General features: G+C 44.0%; 12 protein-coding genes. 2 read left to right on the forward strand and 10 right to left on the reverse strand.

Annotated elements, in window-relative coordinates; genetic code table 11:
• Positions 1–57: 57 nt before the first annotated feature.
• The 7 genes from ACFQZT_RS05285 to ACFQZT_RS05315 all read right to left on the reverse strand — a co-directional run bounded on the left by ACFQZT_RS05285 (position 58) and on the right by ACFQZT_RS05315 (position 13,665).
• Positions 58–5,895, reverse strand: a complete 5,838-nt coding sequence (locus ACFQZT_RS05285) for a golvesin C-terminal-like domain-containing protein (RefSeq protein WP_379297254.1) — start codon at positions 5,893–5,895, stop codon at positions 58–60.
• Between the two features lie 323 nt (positions 5,896–6,218).
• Positions 6,219–8,015 carry a sensor histidine kinase gene (locus ACFQZT_RS05290; RefSeq protein ID WP_379297256.1) on the reverse strand — a complete coding sequence of 599 codons (1,797 nt, stop codon included), beginning with the start codon at positions 8,013–8,015 and terminating at the stop codon, positions 6,219–6,221.
• Positions 8,015–9,106 carry a response regulator transcription factor gene (locus tag ACFQZT_RS05295; RefSeq protein WP_379297258.1) on the reverse strand — a complete coding sequence of 364 codons (1,092 nt, stop codon included), beginning with the start codon at positions 9,104–9,106 and terminating at the stop codon, positions 8,015–8,017. Before ACFQZT_RS05295 ends, ACFQZT_RS05290 begins: the two co-directional genes overlap by 1 nt.
• Before the next feature lie 135 nt (positions 9,107–9,241).
• A complete protein-coding gene (locus tag ACFQZT_RS05300) occupies positions 9,242–10,870 on the reverse strand; it encodes an extracellular solute-binding protein (protein WP_379297260.1) in 1,629 nt (542 codons plus the stop codon).
• A gap of 22 nt (positions 10,871–10,892) precedes the next feature.
• Positions 10,893–11,768 (reverse strand): carbohydrate ABC transporter permease, encoded by an 876-nt coding sequence (locus tag ACFQZT_RS05305; protein ID WP_379297262.1) that lies wholly within the window; start codon positions 11,766–11,768, stop codon positions 10,893–10,895.
• Positions 11,769–11,789: 21 nt separating this feature from the next.
• Positions 11,790–12,758 (reverse strand): ABC transporter permease, encoded by a 969-nt coding sequence (locus ACFQZT_RS05310; RefSeq protein WP_379297264.1) that lies wholly within the window; start codon positions 12,756–12,758, stop codon positions 11,790–11,792.
• Between the two features lie 139 nt (positions 12,759–12,897).
• Complete coding sequence (locus tag ACFQZT_RS05315; protein ID WP_379297266.1) at positions 12,898–13,665, reverse strand: phytanoyl-CoA dioxygenase family protein; 768 nt, start codon at positions 13,663–13,665, stop codon at positions 12,898–12,900.
• 162 nt (positions 13,666–13,827) lie between these two features.
• Here ACFQZT_RS05315 and ACFQZT_RS05320 point away from each other — a divergent pair, with 162 nt between their 5' ends.
• The gene (locus tag ACFQZT_RS05320) at positions 13,828–14,610 is read left to right on the forward strand and encodes a helix-turn-helix domain-containing protein (RefSeq protein WP_379297268.1); all 783 of its coding nucleotides are present in this window, start codon (positions 13,828–13,830) and stop codon (positions 14,608–14,610) included.
• A gap of 137 nt (positions 14,611–14,747) precedes the next feature.
• On the opposite strand, the gene ACFQZT_RS05325 is transcribed toward ACFQZT_RS05320, so the two are convergent.
• From ACFQZT_RS05325 to ACFQZT_RS05335, 3 genes are all read right to left on the reverse strand, one after another.
• Complete coding sequence (locus ACFQZT_RS05325) at positions 14,748–15,170, reverse strand: VOC family protein (RefSeq protein WP_379297270.1); 423 nt, start codon at positions 15,168–15,170, stop codon at positions 14,748–14,750.
• A gap of 116 nt (positions 15,171–15,286) precedes the next feature.
• Positions 15,287–15,475: a hypothetical protein gene (locus tag ACFQZT_RS05330; protein ID WP_379297272.1), complete on the reverse strand. Its 189-nt coding sequence runs from the start codon at positions 15,473–15,475 to the stop codon at positions 15,287–15,289.
• Between the two features lie 344 nt (positions 15,476–15,819).
• Positions 15,820–16,647: an alpha/beta fold hydrolase gene (locus ACFQZT_RS05335; protein WP_379297274.1), complete on the reverse strand. Its 828-nt coding sequence runs from the start codon at positions 16,645–16,647 to the stop codon at positions 15,820–15,822.
• A gap of 157 nt (positions 16,648–16,804) precedes the next feature.
• On the opposite strand from ACFQZT_RS05335, the gene ACFQZT_RS05340 reads away from it, so the two are divergent.
• Positions 16,805–17,287 carry an Lrp/AsnC family transcriptional regulator gene (locus tag ACFQZT_RS05340; RefSeq protein ID WP_379297276.1) on the forward strand — a complete coding sequence of 161 codons (483 nt, stop codon included), beginning with the start codon at positions 16,805–16,807 and terminating at the stop codon, positions 17,285–17,287.
• Positions 17,288–17,362 lie beyond the last annotated feature (75 nt).

Here is a 17,362-nt window from a genome sequence, read left to right on the forward strand (position 1 = left end):
CCTTGGAGGTAACTGTGCTGGTTTTATGATTTTTATCAGCTACTTCGTCTCGAATGGTTACTGTCTTCTAGTTACGTTTACAATCATTTTTTCGCTCGATGTGATTCCGGCATTGTTGACCAGTTCAGCGTAATACACGTAAACACCTGCCCCTTTATTTGTGATATTCGTCACTGTTGATTGAGCGGATGGTGAATGATCCGCAATGGTTTGTGTATCGATAAGAACATTGTTTTCATACAAACGATAGGTTGTTCCATTCGTACCCCACCACAAGTTCATCGTGACTTTATAGTTGCCGTCACCATCCCAGTTATCGTTGGACAGAACGGGTACAGCCGGTGCCGCTTGTGTAACAGTTACGGTCAAAACATCACTTTTTGTTGTACCGTAGGCATTAGTAAGCTCAACATAGTAATGATAGGTGCCATTTGTCTTACCGCTTATAGCGGTTACCGCCGTTTGTGCATTAGGAGTGTCGTCCGATAGGATTTTGGTATCGATCAACACATCGTTCTCATAAAGCTTATAAAGCCTCCCATTTTCTCCGTACCACATGTTCATGGTTATATCGTATGTTCCATCATTAATCCCTGTATCGTACCCATTGTTACTGGTAAGAGCGGGTTTACCCGGTTTTGCCGTACTCTTCGATACAATGTTTCCAACAGCATAGCCGATTACATTGGATAGGTTGCCTGCAACATCCCCTCCTCTTGCGTATACCGAATCATTCACAGAAACAACTATGGGATTCACATAAGCCGTCCATATGCCGCTTTCGCCCATTTTATATTCCTTCACCACTGCGTCAGCCGGGTAGGTAATCGTTAGGGTTACATTGGTATTGGTTGGTGTTGTAATATCGGCCGTTACAATTGCATCCGCTGGAGGCGTCTTGTCAATTTGTACGTTTATTGTGTGTTGGTCCTCGACGTTGCCCGCGTTGTCCGTTGAACGGTACGTTACCGCTGTTACTCCTTCATATCCCAACGCGAACGGTGCCGTGTAGGCGATCCAGTCGCTGCTTCCTCCAATCCTGTATTCCATCTTACTTACACCGGAGAGGCTGTCTTCCGCATTTAACGTAATGATAACATCCCTCGTGTACCATCCATTACTGCCATTGGGCGCACTCGGACTTGTTGAGGCAAGGGTCGTTGGCTGGGTATTGTCCACGAGTAAAGCAACGCTAGCCTCCGTGCTTGTTCCACCGAACGTTGCGGTCGCTTTAACATGAACGGTCCCCTCACCTGAAGCTGTCGCTGTCACGATCCCTTGTGCGTCCACTGTAGCTATCGCGCGATCACTAGAGAAGTTAAGGACGGCTTTACCGAGATCAGCCTGCGATCCGTCGCTCATAATGCCGATGACAGTTAAAACAGACTGATCCCCGTTCTTCATGTTGGTTTTACTCGCAGTCAGCGTCACATGATCCAGCGTGATGACGTTCACCTGCAGTTGGCCGATTACGCCCGAGCCGTCGACCGCTGCAGCTTTTACGGTAACTGTACCAGATTCCACGCCGGTTAATATGCCGGTCGTGGCATTGATCTCCGCTTTGCCCGTTCCGTTAACTACGCTCCAAATGACTGCCTTGTTCGAAGCGTTAGCTGGCAGAATCGCCGCGATCATAGGTAGGGCAGCGCCTTTCAGTACGACAGCCGAAGGATTACCCGTTACCATTATGCTTTGTACCGGCACGTTTGCCCCTATCCGAACAAATTTGATACCATCTGCGAGTATAAAGTTACTAGTGGTAAACCCGTTTGTAATGACGACGCTTCCCGATGAACCCGCAAGAAAAGGGGCGCTGCCGATTTTGTTCCATTTGCCGCCGTTTATCGATTGATTCACCTTTACAACGGTGGAACCTGCAGCCCCATTCATGGTGAATGGCGCATCCGTTGTTCCTGCCGTCGAATGGTGCCATTCATACACATCGTACATACCGCTGATCGGAATGAGTGGGGTGTAAATTGCGCTTGCATTGCCGTTCTTGCTCGCATTTAACGCAAAATTCCCTTTATTAGCACCGGTATTGATTCTCGTATTATCCCAAGTTGATCCCGTAAATTTGACGCCTGTCGCATCTGAATTGTCCATCGCGATCTCGATATTATCCGGTATGAGGTCGAACGATACGTTGTCGAATAAGACTTTCCCCAAGCCCGAAAGGATACCGGTCTTGATGGTGATATCCATCGGCTGCGTTACGACGAACGTATTGGCATAATAAGCATATTGATCGGACAGCGAGGTCGGCGCCATCTGATGGTCGCTCACCCCGTCCCACACATTAAGTTCCGCCTGAACGTCCGACCCGCCGGACAGCTTCTTGATATAAGCGGACAGCGAATACGTGCCTGGCTGAAGTACCGTAAATTTCTGAATGAGATCGGTTCGACCGTCGGGTGCACCTGCTGAATCGAACTCAGCAGCAGCCCCACCCTGATATGGATTGTTTGTGTTCACATAGGCATTCATCCCATATACACCTGAGCCCATGCTCCAGTTGTCAAATGTAGCGGACGAAGATCCACAAAGTTGGTCGCCCGATTTTGACTCAAAATTGCCATTTGCGAAAACAGGCGGCAGGTTGCCGGTCCGAACAAATTTAATCCCATCCGCCAGCATAAAGTTGCCGGCGGTAAAGCCGTTGGTCAGGACAACGCTGCCCGTTGAGCCCATATTGAAAGGAAAGCTGCCGATCTTGTTCCACTTAATTCCGTTCGTCGATTGATTCACCTTCACTACCGTAGAGCCCACTCCGTGATTGATCGTAAACGGCGCGTCCGTCGTGCCGCTCGTTGAATGGTGCCATTCGTACACATCGTACATCCCGGCTAGAGGAATGGACGGCGTGTAGATGACGCTTGATTTGCCTTCCTTGCTCGTATTGAGTGCGAAGTTCCCTTTGTTTGCTCCGCTATTCGTTCTCGTGTTGTCCCAGACGTTGGTGGTGCCGGTAAACGTCACCCCCGTCGCATCTGAATTATCCATTACGATCTCGACATTATCCGGTGCGGGATCAAATGATACGTTGTCGAACACCACCTTTCCTGCACCCGATAGAATACCAACATTGACGGTAATGTCCATCGGTTGCGTCACGGTAAACGTCTTTGCATAAAAAGCGTACTGACCTGTAAGGGTCACTGGGGCCAACTGATGGTCGCTGTTCCCTGCCCAAATGTTCAGCTCGGGTTGAACGTCCGTTCCGCCCTCCAACTTCTTGATATATGCGGAGAGCGCATAGGTGCCAGGTTTCGTGATTGTAAACGTCTGGTACAAATAAGTCCGATTGCCCGACGCCCCCGCCGAGTTGAACTCCATAGCATTCAACCCCTGATACGGGCTTGTTTTGTTCACATAAGCATTCGTCCCGTAGACACCTGCGCCCATGCCCCAATTATCGATGGTAACAGCAGCCGGCCCTCCGATCGGATCACCCGACAGTTTCTCGATATCTCCGTTACGGATGATCGTAAGCGGCACATCACCCGTAACACTGCCGATAGCAAGCGGCTCGCTGCTGACGACAAAGACCGTATTCTTCTTCACGATTTTGCCGTTGGAATCTACCGATACTGGATTTCCATAGTTATCAACTACACGAATGATTTTATTACTATTCGTCACGGTGATGTTGAGCAACAGGCTATCCGCAGACAGAATGCTGAGGTAGTTCCCATCCGTACGATGCAAATAATGATTAACCGTCAGAAAATTCTCTCCAGGGAAACCAGAATACGACCCTAAATATTGATCTGCCTTCCTGATCTGATTTTGCATGACGGCCGTCGTCTGAAAAATTTCCGTTGGAGACTGCGAATACCGTGTGACGAACGTATCCGCGTTGGGAACGCCCATAGTGAAAAATTTCGAAAAGCCCGCCGACAGAAAATCCATATATTTCTGAACCGTACCGTATAATTTCGATGTCATGGTTGGATAAGTCTCGTCAAGAGGAAAGAATTCGCCTTGCCACAGCTTCAAATTCGGATGAGTGATCTTCGCCTGAGCGTAAGCGGTGAGTATATCCGGGATTGCGTTGGTACCGCCATACCCATGTACATTATAGATGTCATAGTAACCGACATAAGGTTCTTGCAACGCATCAATCGTCATTTGGCGGTCGGCGGCAGTACCGGAAACCGAGGTGAACCCGCTCGTCGTGACATACAGTTCCAGATTGTTTCCCGTTTCTGTCAAATACTCAGCTTTCACCTTCTGAGCCTGTTCATGAGCGATCTTCAGCATCAAAAAATATTGTTCCTTTGTCCCTGAGAAACCGGCAGGGAGGTAAGGTGGATGAAAGTTTACCTCATTTACGATTTCGTAATATTTCACTTTGCCTGCATAACGTTTCATCGTCTGGTAGACGTAATTAGTCCAATCTGCCCCATTGCCCGGGACTCCATTCTGATCTTGAATATCTTTGGAAACCCAACGATCTGCCGGGTATTGAAGGGAGGAGGGATAACCTTCAGTAGGTATCTCACTAACTGGGGGCCTTGTCGATGCCCAGTTGGAAGGATAGCCCATAACAGCCAACACATCCATGCCGGCAGCAGTCGTCGCTTTCACATATTGATCCGCATGCTCCCATGTAAAATGTCCCTTCGTCGGCTCGATTTTATTCCACAAGAAAACCCTGGCGTCATCCCAAGTGCGGGTAGCGCTCGTATTGATTTTCTTCCATGGGGAAATGTCGTAGCTGTAACTAGAGTGCGTCCCATAATAATTGGCGTAATTGCCATCAGCGACGGTATTATCATTTGTCGGTACTTTGGAAATATCACTCTTATATACGATGGCGTCTCCCGACGTTGGGCTTACCGTTGTTTCCAAATACCAAAACCCCACTTGCCCGTTTAACTGCGGCAGCGTCAACTCCTCCATGCGATAGGTGCCGTCTGCCGGTACAGTAACGATCTTCGGTTCGGTGAACACCACATTGCCGGATGGATCCGTCGCTTTAATACTGACCGTATATGTCTTCGCCGTACTTCCATAATTCACTGTCATAACCGGATAAACGGCCGCTTCATTTTGGTAGAATACTTCTTTCTCATTTCGGAATGCAGGTTTGACGATGCTATACTGGGAGGATGTATGCCACGGGGTAATAAATTTCTGCGATTGAATGGGCTGCCCCAGTGTGACATCCGCCAGCAGGGCCGTGTCCACGCCATGGGTAAAACTGCTTGTGCTGTGCTCCAATTCATTAGCCGCTAGCGCCCGAGTGGAAATTTTCACATTGGTAATGTTATAAGGGGCTCCTCTCTCTATCATAAATTCATAAGGCATGAACTTCTCCATCACAGCATTAACCGTGGTCGGCGAGCTGGTTAGCAAGACACCGTCCTTGTAGATGGCTGCGTAACCGCCAGCGCCCATTTTCCATGTGAAGGCAAGATTGAAGGGCTGGCCGACGACATAGTTCAACTGATTCGGCTGCGCGTAGGCGAACGCACCATTGGTTGCTTCCCCGTTTTTGACGAAAAAGGTAAGCGGCTGATCATATGTAGCCCCCGTCGGCTTCGATGTCGGCGGAGGAATATGGGCGTTGATTAATGTAAACCCTGGTCCACTCTGCTCGGGAATAAGGCGAAATATGAAATCATAATCGTTACCAAACTCCGAATAGGGCTTATCAATACGCGCTGTCAGCTCAATTGTTCCTTCGCTCGAGTTGATAATGCCCGGAGCGAAATCACGGTACCATGTTGCCGTATTCGTGAAGTTGTCCGTGTCGCCGTCCGCGGATGCTGACGTTATGACCATCAAACACGCAGCAAGTAAGGTAACAGACATTAGAAGCATCATACAGATCGATATTTTGAGCAAGCGGTATCTTCTAACTAAATCCGGAAATATGCTATTCGCCATACCTACACCTCCAATAAATTCTTGTTTCTACTGAATCCATCATAAAACACCCGCTCTCAAGCTTTTTCATTCTGCTGCGGTTCATGAATCTCACAAGAACTCGATTAACCACCACCAATTGTTAGCGCTTACATTTTAAGTTTTACCGAAATGCTATTGTTGCTAAATCTTTTTAGAAAACCTAAACGCCATTCATTTAATCCGGGATACACCTCCATTCTCAAGTGGTATGGTACTCATTATAAGGAAATGTACGAAGCTCGCACAACAGGACAGAAACGCGATATGTACGACAAAAATACGGAGTTATCCCATGGTTCTTACTAGGATGGTGATGGTGGGATAGCTAGCATCTGAGGCTTAAGTTTCGCTACTGCTCGACAACCTGATCCTGGCTGGCTGAAAAACTTCAGACCACATTCCTCACCATAATGAACCTGGATTCGTTGGTTTACACTTTTCACGCCATAACCACGAGTTTCTATTTCTAAAACCCCCTTTAATTGCTCTTCCGTCATTCCGACACCATCATCACTCACCTCCAAATATACAAATTCTTCCTGACGAGATGCCCTAACCGTGATGATACCCGCCTTACCTGGTTTAGGTCTAATACCATGAATGACAGCGTTCTCAACTAAAGGCTGCAGAATCATCTTGATAATCACAACGTCCGCAATCTCCTCTTCGATATCGATCTCAAACCGGATTGCTCCGCGATAACGATAATTGATAATGTGCATATAACGGCTGACCTCTTCCACTTCCTCGGACAGTCTTATATGCTCTTTGCCCTCGTTTAGACTGAGCCGAAGAAACTTGGCCAGGGATTCAGTAATTTCTGCAATTTCCTTCGCATCAATGCGTAGAGCACTCCATTGGATGATATCAAGCGTGTTATATAGAAAATGTGGGTTGATCTGGGCATACAGCAGCTTCATTTCCGTCTCCTGCTTGCTAATTTTCACCTGATACACTTCTTCTATTAATGCTTTGGTAGTCATACTCATCTGGTTAAAAGCACGCTGCAATCGAGAATACTCATCATTACCACGAATATTTGTTTCCGTTTCAAATTGTCCTACATCGGCAAGTTTAATTAAACGCATAAGCTTCTTTAGGCGCTTAGTAATAGAGCCTGAAATGAAAAAAGCAGTAATAATGGCAAGAATAGAAACGAATGCAGCCAAGGCGAACATGAAATTTTGAATGGATCTACTATTCATGCCTAAATGCCGCTCGGTCATCAGTAGAGATATATTCCAGTCCAACCCGCTCAACTTGCTATTCACTGCATAATAAGTACCTAAACCGGGACCGAAATGGGTGATCCCTTCCTGACGGGTGGGCAACGAGGACAAAAACTGCTGTTCCAACTTGACATCACCCAAGGGGAGATGCTTGACTCCGATCCTTACACCACCTGTGTGCACTAACGTTTCTGCTCCATCAGGAAGCCTTAGATCGTTAAGAATATCCCATATGAACTTCGAATCAAGCTCAATCATCACATAACCAAGTATTTGTTGGATATGGTTGATATCGTGAATTTCTTTAATAAAGAGCACCTCGTCTGATTGAGCTAATTGTAAGTGTTGAATCACATCAGCATGAAACCATGCTTGCTTCATGCTCCCATTCAGCAATGGCTTTAATGCTGAGTCCTTTTCAAGCTCCCATATACTGAAAAAATTCGGATTTGCTGATAGGAATGCCGGATTGCCCTTCATAAAAAAGCTCACCTTGAGTACATTTCTTTTCCCTTCATAATTGGTAACGTTTTTGTTGAGCACATTGAAGAAATCGATGACTTCGGCCGAAGTCAGTTGACGTTCGGCTACAGTTTGCAATACTTTTTGAATATCATAATTACTTTGTGCCAAATCTGCGATATCATAACCCACGTCAAGTCCAAATGCTACATTCTTCTCCGCTTGCTTCAGCGCTTCTAGATACGCGTTTCCGGTTTGCTCCACAACCGACTTGTGGATCGTTGTATAGGTGAAATAAACCAGTAAGAAAACCGGAACAATAATCAGAATTAAATAGGAGAAAACTAGTTTCGTGCGCAAATTGAGATTGTAATAGAATCCGCTCAGTACATCCGCTAATTTTCTCATCAGCCACGCTCCCGAAATTGTACAGGAATAACACCCACCAGCTTTTTAAATATTTTCGTAAAATAATAAGTATCCTGATATCCGACTAGATTAGCTACTTCGTATATTCTTATTGCGGGATCACGTAGTAACTCCTGAGCCTTCTCAAGTCTCACCATCGTGATATATTCATTAATCGTTTGACCCGTTTCTTTTTTAAATAACCCCTGAAGATGGCCAGCAGACATATATACCTCTTCCGCAAGTTGTTGAATCGTTAGGTTTTGATTGTAGCTCTTCCGTATAATCGCCTCAACAATGCGAATTACCTTACGCGATTTATTATTGCGCGATTCATTGACGATTTGTTCGATGTGAAGAAGCTTTTCGAATACAAATGTCTCTATCTGGGTGCTGCTCTGCATCATTCTAAATTGCTGTAGTGAATCCTGCATCTCTTTGGCCGCTTCGTGTCCGATGATGGCAGCCGCAGAACGAAAAGCTTTGATAAGCAGCTCACTGCAAAGGATGGCCAGAATCAGTATACTGTCCATTTTGTAGAGCCTAATGGATGCAAAAAACTGCTTTAACTCGTCGATTAGTGTTTCAGTCAATCCACTGCCGGTCAGCTTAACGATACGCTCTCTTAAATCTACAATGATCGTAAGCTCTGTAGGTACAGTACTGTCCACATAATAATGGCTGATATCGTCCTTAAGCCGTTTATACTCGCGTTCCTTTTCCATTCTACCGATTACTTTGCCAACAACCTGCATCATCTCTTCACGATTGAAAGGCTTTAGCAAATAATCAATTGCATCCAATTTTATCGAGGCTTTCACATATTGGATATCTTGATGTGCACTAATCATAATGACCATTAGATCAGGGTGTTCGATTTTCAGCGCCTCTACAAGCTTAATACCATCCATGCCCGGCATGACAACATCGGTTATGACTAAATCCGGAACGATCGTCCGAGCGATTCTCAACGCTTCTGCACCATCCTCGGCTTCACCGGCAATTTTAATCCCTAAACTTTTCCAGTCTATTAAATCCCTTAAACCTTCTCTGGTAATATAATCATCATCGACAAGCAGTAATTTGTGCATAAATCAACCTCCAATGATTAGTTTGAGGTGCTAATCAAACAATACACTAGATTGACCACCAGATATATAGCTAAAATTGTTGCAAAAAAGTATAGGGAGGCACACGCCTCCCTATACTTTAAAATCCACGTCCGCTTATTTTTTGGTAAGATTGTTATAAAGTTCTTTTCCAGTTTTAGTAAACCAATCCTGGGAGGCATTGATGACTTCCTGTCTGCCGTTTGCATCCGCTTTTTTGAAATATTCATCTATTGCACTGATGGGGAGCGCTCCATTAATGATCTTGGATACATACTCATTTCGTAGATCTATCAGCGCTCTGCCTTTGGATAGTTCCGCATCCGTCTGCGGTCTATAGTAATTAATATTGAACACAATATCATGGGGTCCAGCTGCCACATAGGAATTCATGTCTGGATTGAGGCCTGCGAGTATCGCATTGGGCAGCCAGATTTCTGGAGTCGTCCACATTCTATAATATAATTTATAAATAATTTGATCATAAATGGGTTTGATAGGTACTAAATTACCGCTTGCATCCTTATTGTAATGAACGCCTTCTTTACCATAGTTGATGAATAATTGCAAATCTTTGTCCTTCAGATATGTATTCAGTAAATCTATCGCTTCATTTTTATTTTTTGCATTCTTCGGAACCATATAATAGTTGGATACTGGAGCAGGAATGATATAGCCCTTTTGTCCTTCTTTCCCCTCAATAGGCGGCATATACATGAGCTTGGCATTCGGGTCTGTTTTGACTAGCGCAGGACGGAATCCATTAGGCTCATAATAGCCAAAGTATCCGGAAGCTGCTTTACCTGATGATATTTTCTCCGCAACCTGCTGCGATTTGTTGAACAAATATTCGTTGTCTATTAGCCCTTCTTTGTACAGCTTAGCCAAGTACGTGAGCATATCTTTTAAATAGGCATCTTGTGCATCAATCAACTTCCCGTCCTTGACAATAAACGGCACAGCAAGGTTATTTAGGCCTGATAAACCAAATGCGCCTGTAATTACATCTAAACCATCCAATGGATTCCCATTGTTTCCACCAGCAGCTACATATGGAATTGTACCTTTACCACTTGGATCCTTTTCCTTGATTGTTTTTAGGAACGTATACAAGTCATCAAGATTTTTCGGAGCTGACAAGTGCAGCTTATCGACCCAATCCTGTCTAACCAAGAAACCGCTTCCTAAATCCTGGTCTTTATATTTTTGATAGGGTGAAGCCGGTATGGCAAGCTTTACCCCGTCTACGGTTACAGCAGCCCATGCGTTGTCAGTTACGTGCTTTTCAATCTCATTGCCAAACTGTTTGACCAGAGGTTCAACGGGAGTGAGCGCACCTTGTGCACTGAATCTCTTGAAGATCGTCAAATCATTCGTATAAATAAGATCAAATACATCGCCTGATGCAAACATCAAATTGTATTTATCAAGCTGGCTTGCTGCTGGAATAATTGTCCACTCTACATTTTTATAGCCTGTTTTCTCTTTAATTGCGTTTAAAAACTGGTTATCACTTTCACTCGCTCCTTGTTCGAAGCCTTGAACTCCACTATTGCTTGGGACTGCAATGCGAATTTTGGCGTTTTTATCGAGCTTAGGCGTTGCAACAGCATTCGTCTCTTTATCTGTAGCTGTAGCACCTTTCTCTCCTGTTGTCTCTTTTGTTTGGCTGCAAGCGGTAAGTAACACCAGCGTAAGCGCCAACAGAACAGACACAAACTTTGCGTAAGTGAAACCCTTTTTCATTTTTCATTCCCCCGATTAACGATTATTGTTTAACAGCGCCAAGCGTCAATCCAGTTACAAAATATTTTTGCATGAAAGGATATACAAGCAAGATTGGCAACGAGGAAATAAAGATCGCAGTAGCTCTGAACGTTTCTGAGGCAATATGGGCAAGTACCTCCGAATTATCTGTACCATTCTGGGTGGCGGCAGAGATGACATTTTGCAAAAATAAGGGTAAAACCAAGACATTCTTTTTTGTTAGATACATAAGCGGGTCCATGTAACTGTTCCAAATACTAACAGCCGAAAAAATCGCGATAGTTGCAAGTATGGGTTTAGATAAAGGGAACATGATACGAAACAGCACGGTTAGATTTCCAGCTCCGTCTATTCTTGCCGATTCTTCTAGGCTAGACGGTAGCGATTCAAAATAGTTGCGAATCAGAATTAGGTTAAACACACTTACCATACCTGGAATAACGAGTACGAGTAAATTATTCATTAGGCCAGTTTCCTTAATGATCAAATAGGTTGGAACCAAGCCGCCATTAAACATCATTGTAAAAACATACATGATATTAATTATCTTGTGTCCAGGTAATTGTTTTCTGGAAATGGCATACCCAACACACGCGGTAAAAAACACTTGCACCAACGTGCCTACAATTGTGACGAATAGGCTGTTTCGGAAAGCAGTGCGAAAGTCAATTGCTGAAATTAAAGCTTTATAAGCATCAAATTGAAAACCCTTCGGCCATAAGCTAACCTGTCCGCTAATTACATAGGTCTCGTCACTAACCGATTTCGCAAATAAAGTGACATAGGGCAGTAAACATATTAAACTTATTGCGATTAATAAGCAGTAATTAAAGACGGTAAATACCTTTTCTCCATTAGACATTCTTTTGTCGAACATGGGTTGAATCCCTCTTTTCAGCTACCAGATTCCACGGTTGGAGTATTTGCTGCTGACTTTGTTCGCAATGATCAACAATATGAAGCCAATAACGGAAGTAAATAGCCCGACAGCAGTTGTATAGCTGTAGCTGGCATTAAGTATGCCTTCTCTGTACACAAAGGTACCAATAACATCGCCCACTTTATAGACAAGTGGATTATAGAATAACAGTACTTGTTCTGTATCGCTACCCAACATTTGAGATATGCGAAGTATGATAATGAATACGATTGTACTTGCGATTCCGGGAAGTGTAATATGCCAGATTTGCTTTAGTTTTCCGGCTCCATCAACTTCAGCTGCTGCATAAAGTTCCGGATCAATCGATGTAAGAGCCGCTAGATAAATGATAGCACTCCACCCTGTTTCCTTCCATGCGGTTGAGGTTACCAGCACACTGCGGAAAAACCGCTCATCTCCGAGAAACTGAATCGGCGATATGCCAAGAGAGCGAAGCAGCGAGTTGACAATCCCTGTGCTTGGAGACAATATATCGACGAAAACCCCAGCGATCACAACCCATGAAAGAAAGTGAGGAAGATAGGTCAGTGTCTGTGTGATACGCTTCACAAACCCTTTCCTCACCTCATTGAGCAGCAATGCCAATATAATGGGCAGCGGAAATTGAAAAATCAATTTGTACAAATTGATTAAAAGTGTATTACCCAGAACACTCAAAAATTTCGGGTCTGAGAAAAGCACCCTAAAATTATCCAATCCCACCCACTTGCTAGCCATAAAGCCATCGAATACTTTATAATTTTTAAAAGCGAGTGCTACTCCAACCATAGGCACGTAGCTGTAAACTAGCAAAACCAGCAAAGGGATTGCTATGAGCATATAAAGATCCCAATGTTGAATGATTCTTTTCGAAAGGATATTCTTTTTACTCGGTGCCAAGCCCATATCAGTAGCTCCTAGCATGTGCTGTTCTGTTATCCTTGCCAAGGTACACCTCAATTCTCCTCTGGTATATCTTAATTATATGGATATACCGTAAGCCCTAGCAACCAGACAAGAACGAGAAATCTATGACAATAATGCGGAGTTATGATGTGGAGGCATGATATATACGATTGCGATGGCACTATAGGAAATAGTAGTCACTCTTATCCTTGTCCAGCAAGGAATACCGTTGAAAATGCTGGTAATGGGCGTTGTACAACTGCCCATTCTTAGCAGGCGAGTAGGTCAAATACAGCTGTTTACGGCTGTGCTCTGATGTATTTACACCACTCTGATGCGGTGTAAAAGAGTGAAACAGAATCATATCACCAGGATTAGTTTCCACAATCTCCCCCGTTTTGAGATCAATTTCAGCCATCTCCTTGGCATTCATACCTCGTAATTCTCCTATATCGGAACGAAGGTGATGATGGTAACCCGGGAATAGTTCAAGCCCGCCATTAACCACTGTCGCTCCGTCTATTGCCACCATCACACTGATAAGTCCTTCTATTGGAAAGCCCTGCCACCAAGCAGCATCCTGATGCATCGCATAGCCAGTTGCTCCAGGCAGCTTAAAAATCAATTTATCTTTAAACAATAGCGGTTCATCCAAATAAATATCACGCAAGGGTGCCAAAATACGTTCATCTCGAACCAAATTATCCATTACCGCGGAAATGTCATGGACGGGATCTAAACGCTCGATCTTAACTTCTCCGTTCGCATAACGCTTATGCCCTGCTCGGATATTATGGATATCCGTATATTGACTCAATGTGAGCAGCTTATCACATTCTGCTTGCAGCACCTTAGCCTCCTGTTCGCTAAATACATTACGCAGTACGAGATACCCCTTGTCCTTGTAGCTTTGAATTTGCTCATTAGAAAGAATGTTTATCCTTTTCATTCGCCAATCTCCTTTACATTTTTTTTTGGAAATCATATAATTATTTCACTTAAATGATCTCTCGTTTCTTATGATACTCCTGATGATTTATGTTTAACATACATTACTTTTTTATATTTCATATACTTTTTTGCATTTTCCAATGGAAGGTAGATACCAGCAATGAACAATATTTGCCTAACACGTTTTTACTATAGTGCACATAAAAAAGAATTTTTACTGGAGGAAGATGTTTACGAGGGATGGGTTATTCTTGCCGTGGAATCTGGTCGGTTTCAATTCTCTCTCGAAGAAGAAAAAGCAGTACTTAAAGAGCCCATGTTTAAAGAAGCTGGATTTGGTGACTTAGTGATTTGCCCGCCTCATATCGTCTTAAGAAGAAAGGTTTTGGAGCCTGTAACTTTCCATTTCATTGAATTTACTTTGGATGGAGAATGTGCAAAAGGCAAAGTTTTAATCAGAGACCTTCAACGCCTTTCTTCAACCTTCAGCTACCTCAGGCAAATTGCTGATGAGCATTTAGAGGATCGCTTTGAATTTGCGAACCATTTAATTAAAGATTTACTGCTTGTGAGTGCCAGAGAACAGAAATTAGCTGAACAACAGTCCCAAAGTAAACAAGATCCTCTTACTGCTCATGCGATGGCCTATCTGGATCAGCATGCTCTTGAAGCGAAATTAAGCATGCAGCTACTGGCTGAAAAACTTGGTATCAGTAATTCTCAACTATCCCGCCGATTTCAAGCTGCATATAGATACTCGCCAATTGAATACGTAACTTTACTTCGACTCCAGAGAGCAAAGTCCTTACTTATCGACACTGACCATACAATCGATCATATTGCTGAGCAATGCGGATACCAAAACGGCTTTTATCTAAGCCGGATTTTTACCGCTAAACTAAAAATAAGCCCTTCGGCTTACCGAAGAACTTATCGATTTTAATAATTACTGTTACCCTTTCAATGAGTATAATGAACTTCCTGCAAACGCCCATCCCGAAACCCGCACTACCCGCTTCGCCTGCTCTGCAACCTGTGTGGGGGCTGTATGTTTATCAGCTTCATATCCCCCAATGGAAGTTATTTTATTCTCTTGGAAATAGGATGATCTTCACTTAACTCTAGCAAATCCCATAGGTTCCCATATAAATCTTTAAATACGGCGACAATTCCATATGATTCTTCTTTAGGCTCTCTAACGAATTCAACTCCCTTTGACAGCATGTCATTATAATCTCTCCAGAAATCATCAGTATTTAAAAATAGAAAAACTCTACCACCTGTCTGGTTTCCAATAAACATTTCTTGTTCCGGTTTCGATGCTTTTGCGAGTAATAAAGTTGTGCCTACAGAACCAGGCGGTGATACTACAACCCACCGTTTATCTTGTTCAGGTTGATAGGTATCCTCAACTAAAGTGAAGTTCAGCTTCATCGTATAAAATTCTATTGCTTCATCATAATCTTTTACCACAAGAGCGATATGAACGATGGATTGAAACATTTTTTGACTCCTCCCGTAAGAGTGAATTATTTTAACCAAACATCCTTATTATACCATCACCCAGTAATTAAGTAATCATTTGTCATTTCTTTTACCGCGCAATCCTGACCGTCACTTCAATGTAAAAAGAGGAACTGCATCGCTGCGAGCCCCTCCAGAAATTCACTGCTGCTTTTCCAGCGCTGAAACGACGGGAACCTTGCCCCGACTGCGGAAGTTGCCATAATAGACAAAGTGAAAAAATCGATGATCTGCAATAAAATACAGACTAGCAATACTCGGTTTGCTCCCCACCGATCAGCCAATGTACCCCCAATGCTATTCCCAACGATACTAGCAGCTCCAAAAAGCAATAAGGTCAAACTGATTCCGGTGCTACTCAGATGGGTGATTTTTGCCAATATCGAAGCGCTATATGTGAAGACGGTGAACGTTGCGGCAAATTGCAAAAGGCCGACAATAAGTGCTAAAAAAGGCGTATACGGTTACCAATTGTCCTGCTGCCGCCATTGAAACGTGTAACCCGTCTGCTACTAATGGTAAAATACCTGCTAAAACAAGAGACCCGGTACCTATAGCAAAGTTTCCTAAAGAAAGAGTTAAGAGTCTTAATCTCATGGTTACTTAACAACCACCCTATAATAATTATTTATTTCGATAGCAAGAATTCGAGCACTGCGTTCAGGAATTCGGCCTGCCGCTCTATATTCGGCATATGGACTACAGGCAGCATGACCAGTTTCGCGTTAGGCACCGTCGCGGCGATCAATTCGTTATGACTGGGAAGAGTTACCGTATCGTACTCTCCGGCGATCACCAATGTCGGGCTGCTGATAAGCGCAATAGTCCGTCGCATATCCGAATCGCGGATCGCGGCATAAGTCCCTGCAAGCCCTTGCGGATTAGTGGAGAGTACCATTGTGCGAAACGATGATATGATATCCCCCTCCGTCTCCAACATATGTGGAGGGAACCAATTCCCAATGAACATGTCGGCGATTTCAGACAAGTTCTCGGCTTGCCGCACGGCGGCTATATTGCTATCAAATGCTTCGGCTGGTCCCAAATTGGATGAGGTATTGCTCAGAATCAGCCGGTCGATCCTCTCAGGAACATGAATGCCGAGCCATTGCCCGACTATACCGCCTAACGAAAGTCCAAGGAAATGCACTTTGCCGATATTGAGCGCGTCGAGCAGTTCGATCACATCCCGTCCCATCCGGTCAATCGAATACGCTCCTGCTGGGGCATCCGAGGCACCATGCCCCCGATAATCGTAACGGAGTACGCGAAAATGCTTCGATAACTCTGCAATTTGTCCATCCCACATGTTCAGCGTGGTGGCAATTGAGTTCGCGAGAACCAATACGGATCCGCTCGCTGGTCCATCAAATCGATAAGCCATACGGTGCCCATCTCCAGTCGTAAAAAATTGTAACCTGCCATTCGTTACAGATTCGTCTAATGTCATTGTCATAGTCTTATTCTCCTTTTCAGTTTGGTTTGGTTTGTTAATGACATTTTATTAAAGATAACGTACAATTTAAATAAGATTAGTAAGGAATTCAGGGTCTAAAAACTTAATTATTTATTTGTCTTAGACTATAAACATTTAAAAATGAGGTGTTGTGTTTATGGATCAAATCGATGATAAAATCTTGTCGGCGCTGCACAATAACGCCCGGATTCCCATTTCCGAGTTGAGCCGAATGATAGCGATGTCGCAGCCTGCTGTAACGGAAAGAGTTCGAAAGCTGGAGGAGCAAGGGGTAATAACGGGCTATCGGGCGGAGCTTTCTCCATCTAAGCTTGGCAAGCATACAACCGCATTCATTTTGTTCAAATCGAATAACTGCAAGGACTTCGAAGCTTTCAGCGAGTCGACTCCTGAGATTGTCGATCTTTACAGGATTAGCGGAGAGTATAATTATTTAATGAAAGTGTTAACGGAAACAAGTGAATCATTGACAAGATTTCTTGATATTTGCAGCGCATTCGGATTTTCCACGACTCTAATTGTTCTCTCAACAAGATTCGAGGATAAAAGTCTTATAGCAAGCAATGCATCGAATGATATTTCACAAGTGCAGCCAGAACGAATTGCGAAGGGAATATAAAGCTGGTCAGGTGAGAAAGTGTGCATTAAAAATGCTGCCGACGAATCGGCAGCATTTTTAACGTCAGGGCGGTAT

Source organism: Paenibacillus sp. GCM10027628, assembly GCF_042676385.1.
In the GTDB taxonomy this organism is placed as follows: Bacteria; Bacillota; Bacilli; order Paenibacillales; family NBRC-103111; genus Paenibacillus_E.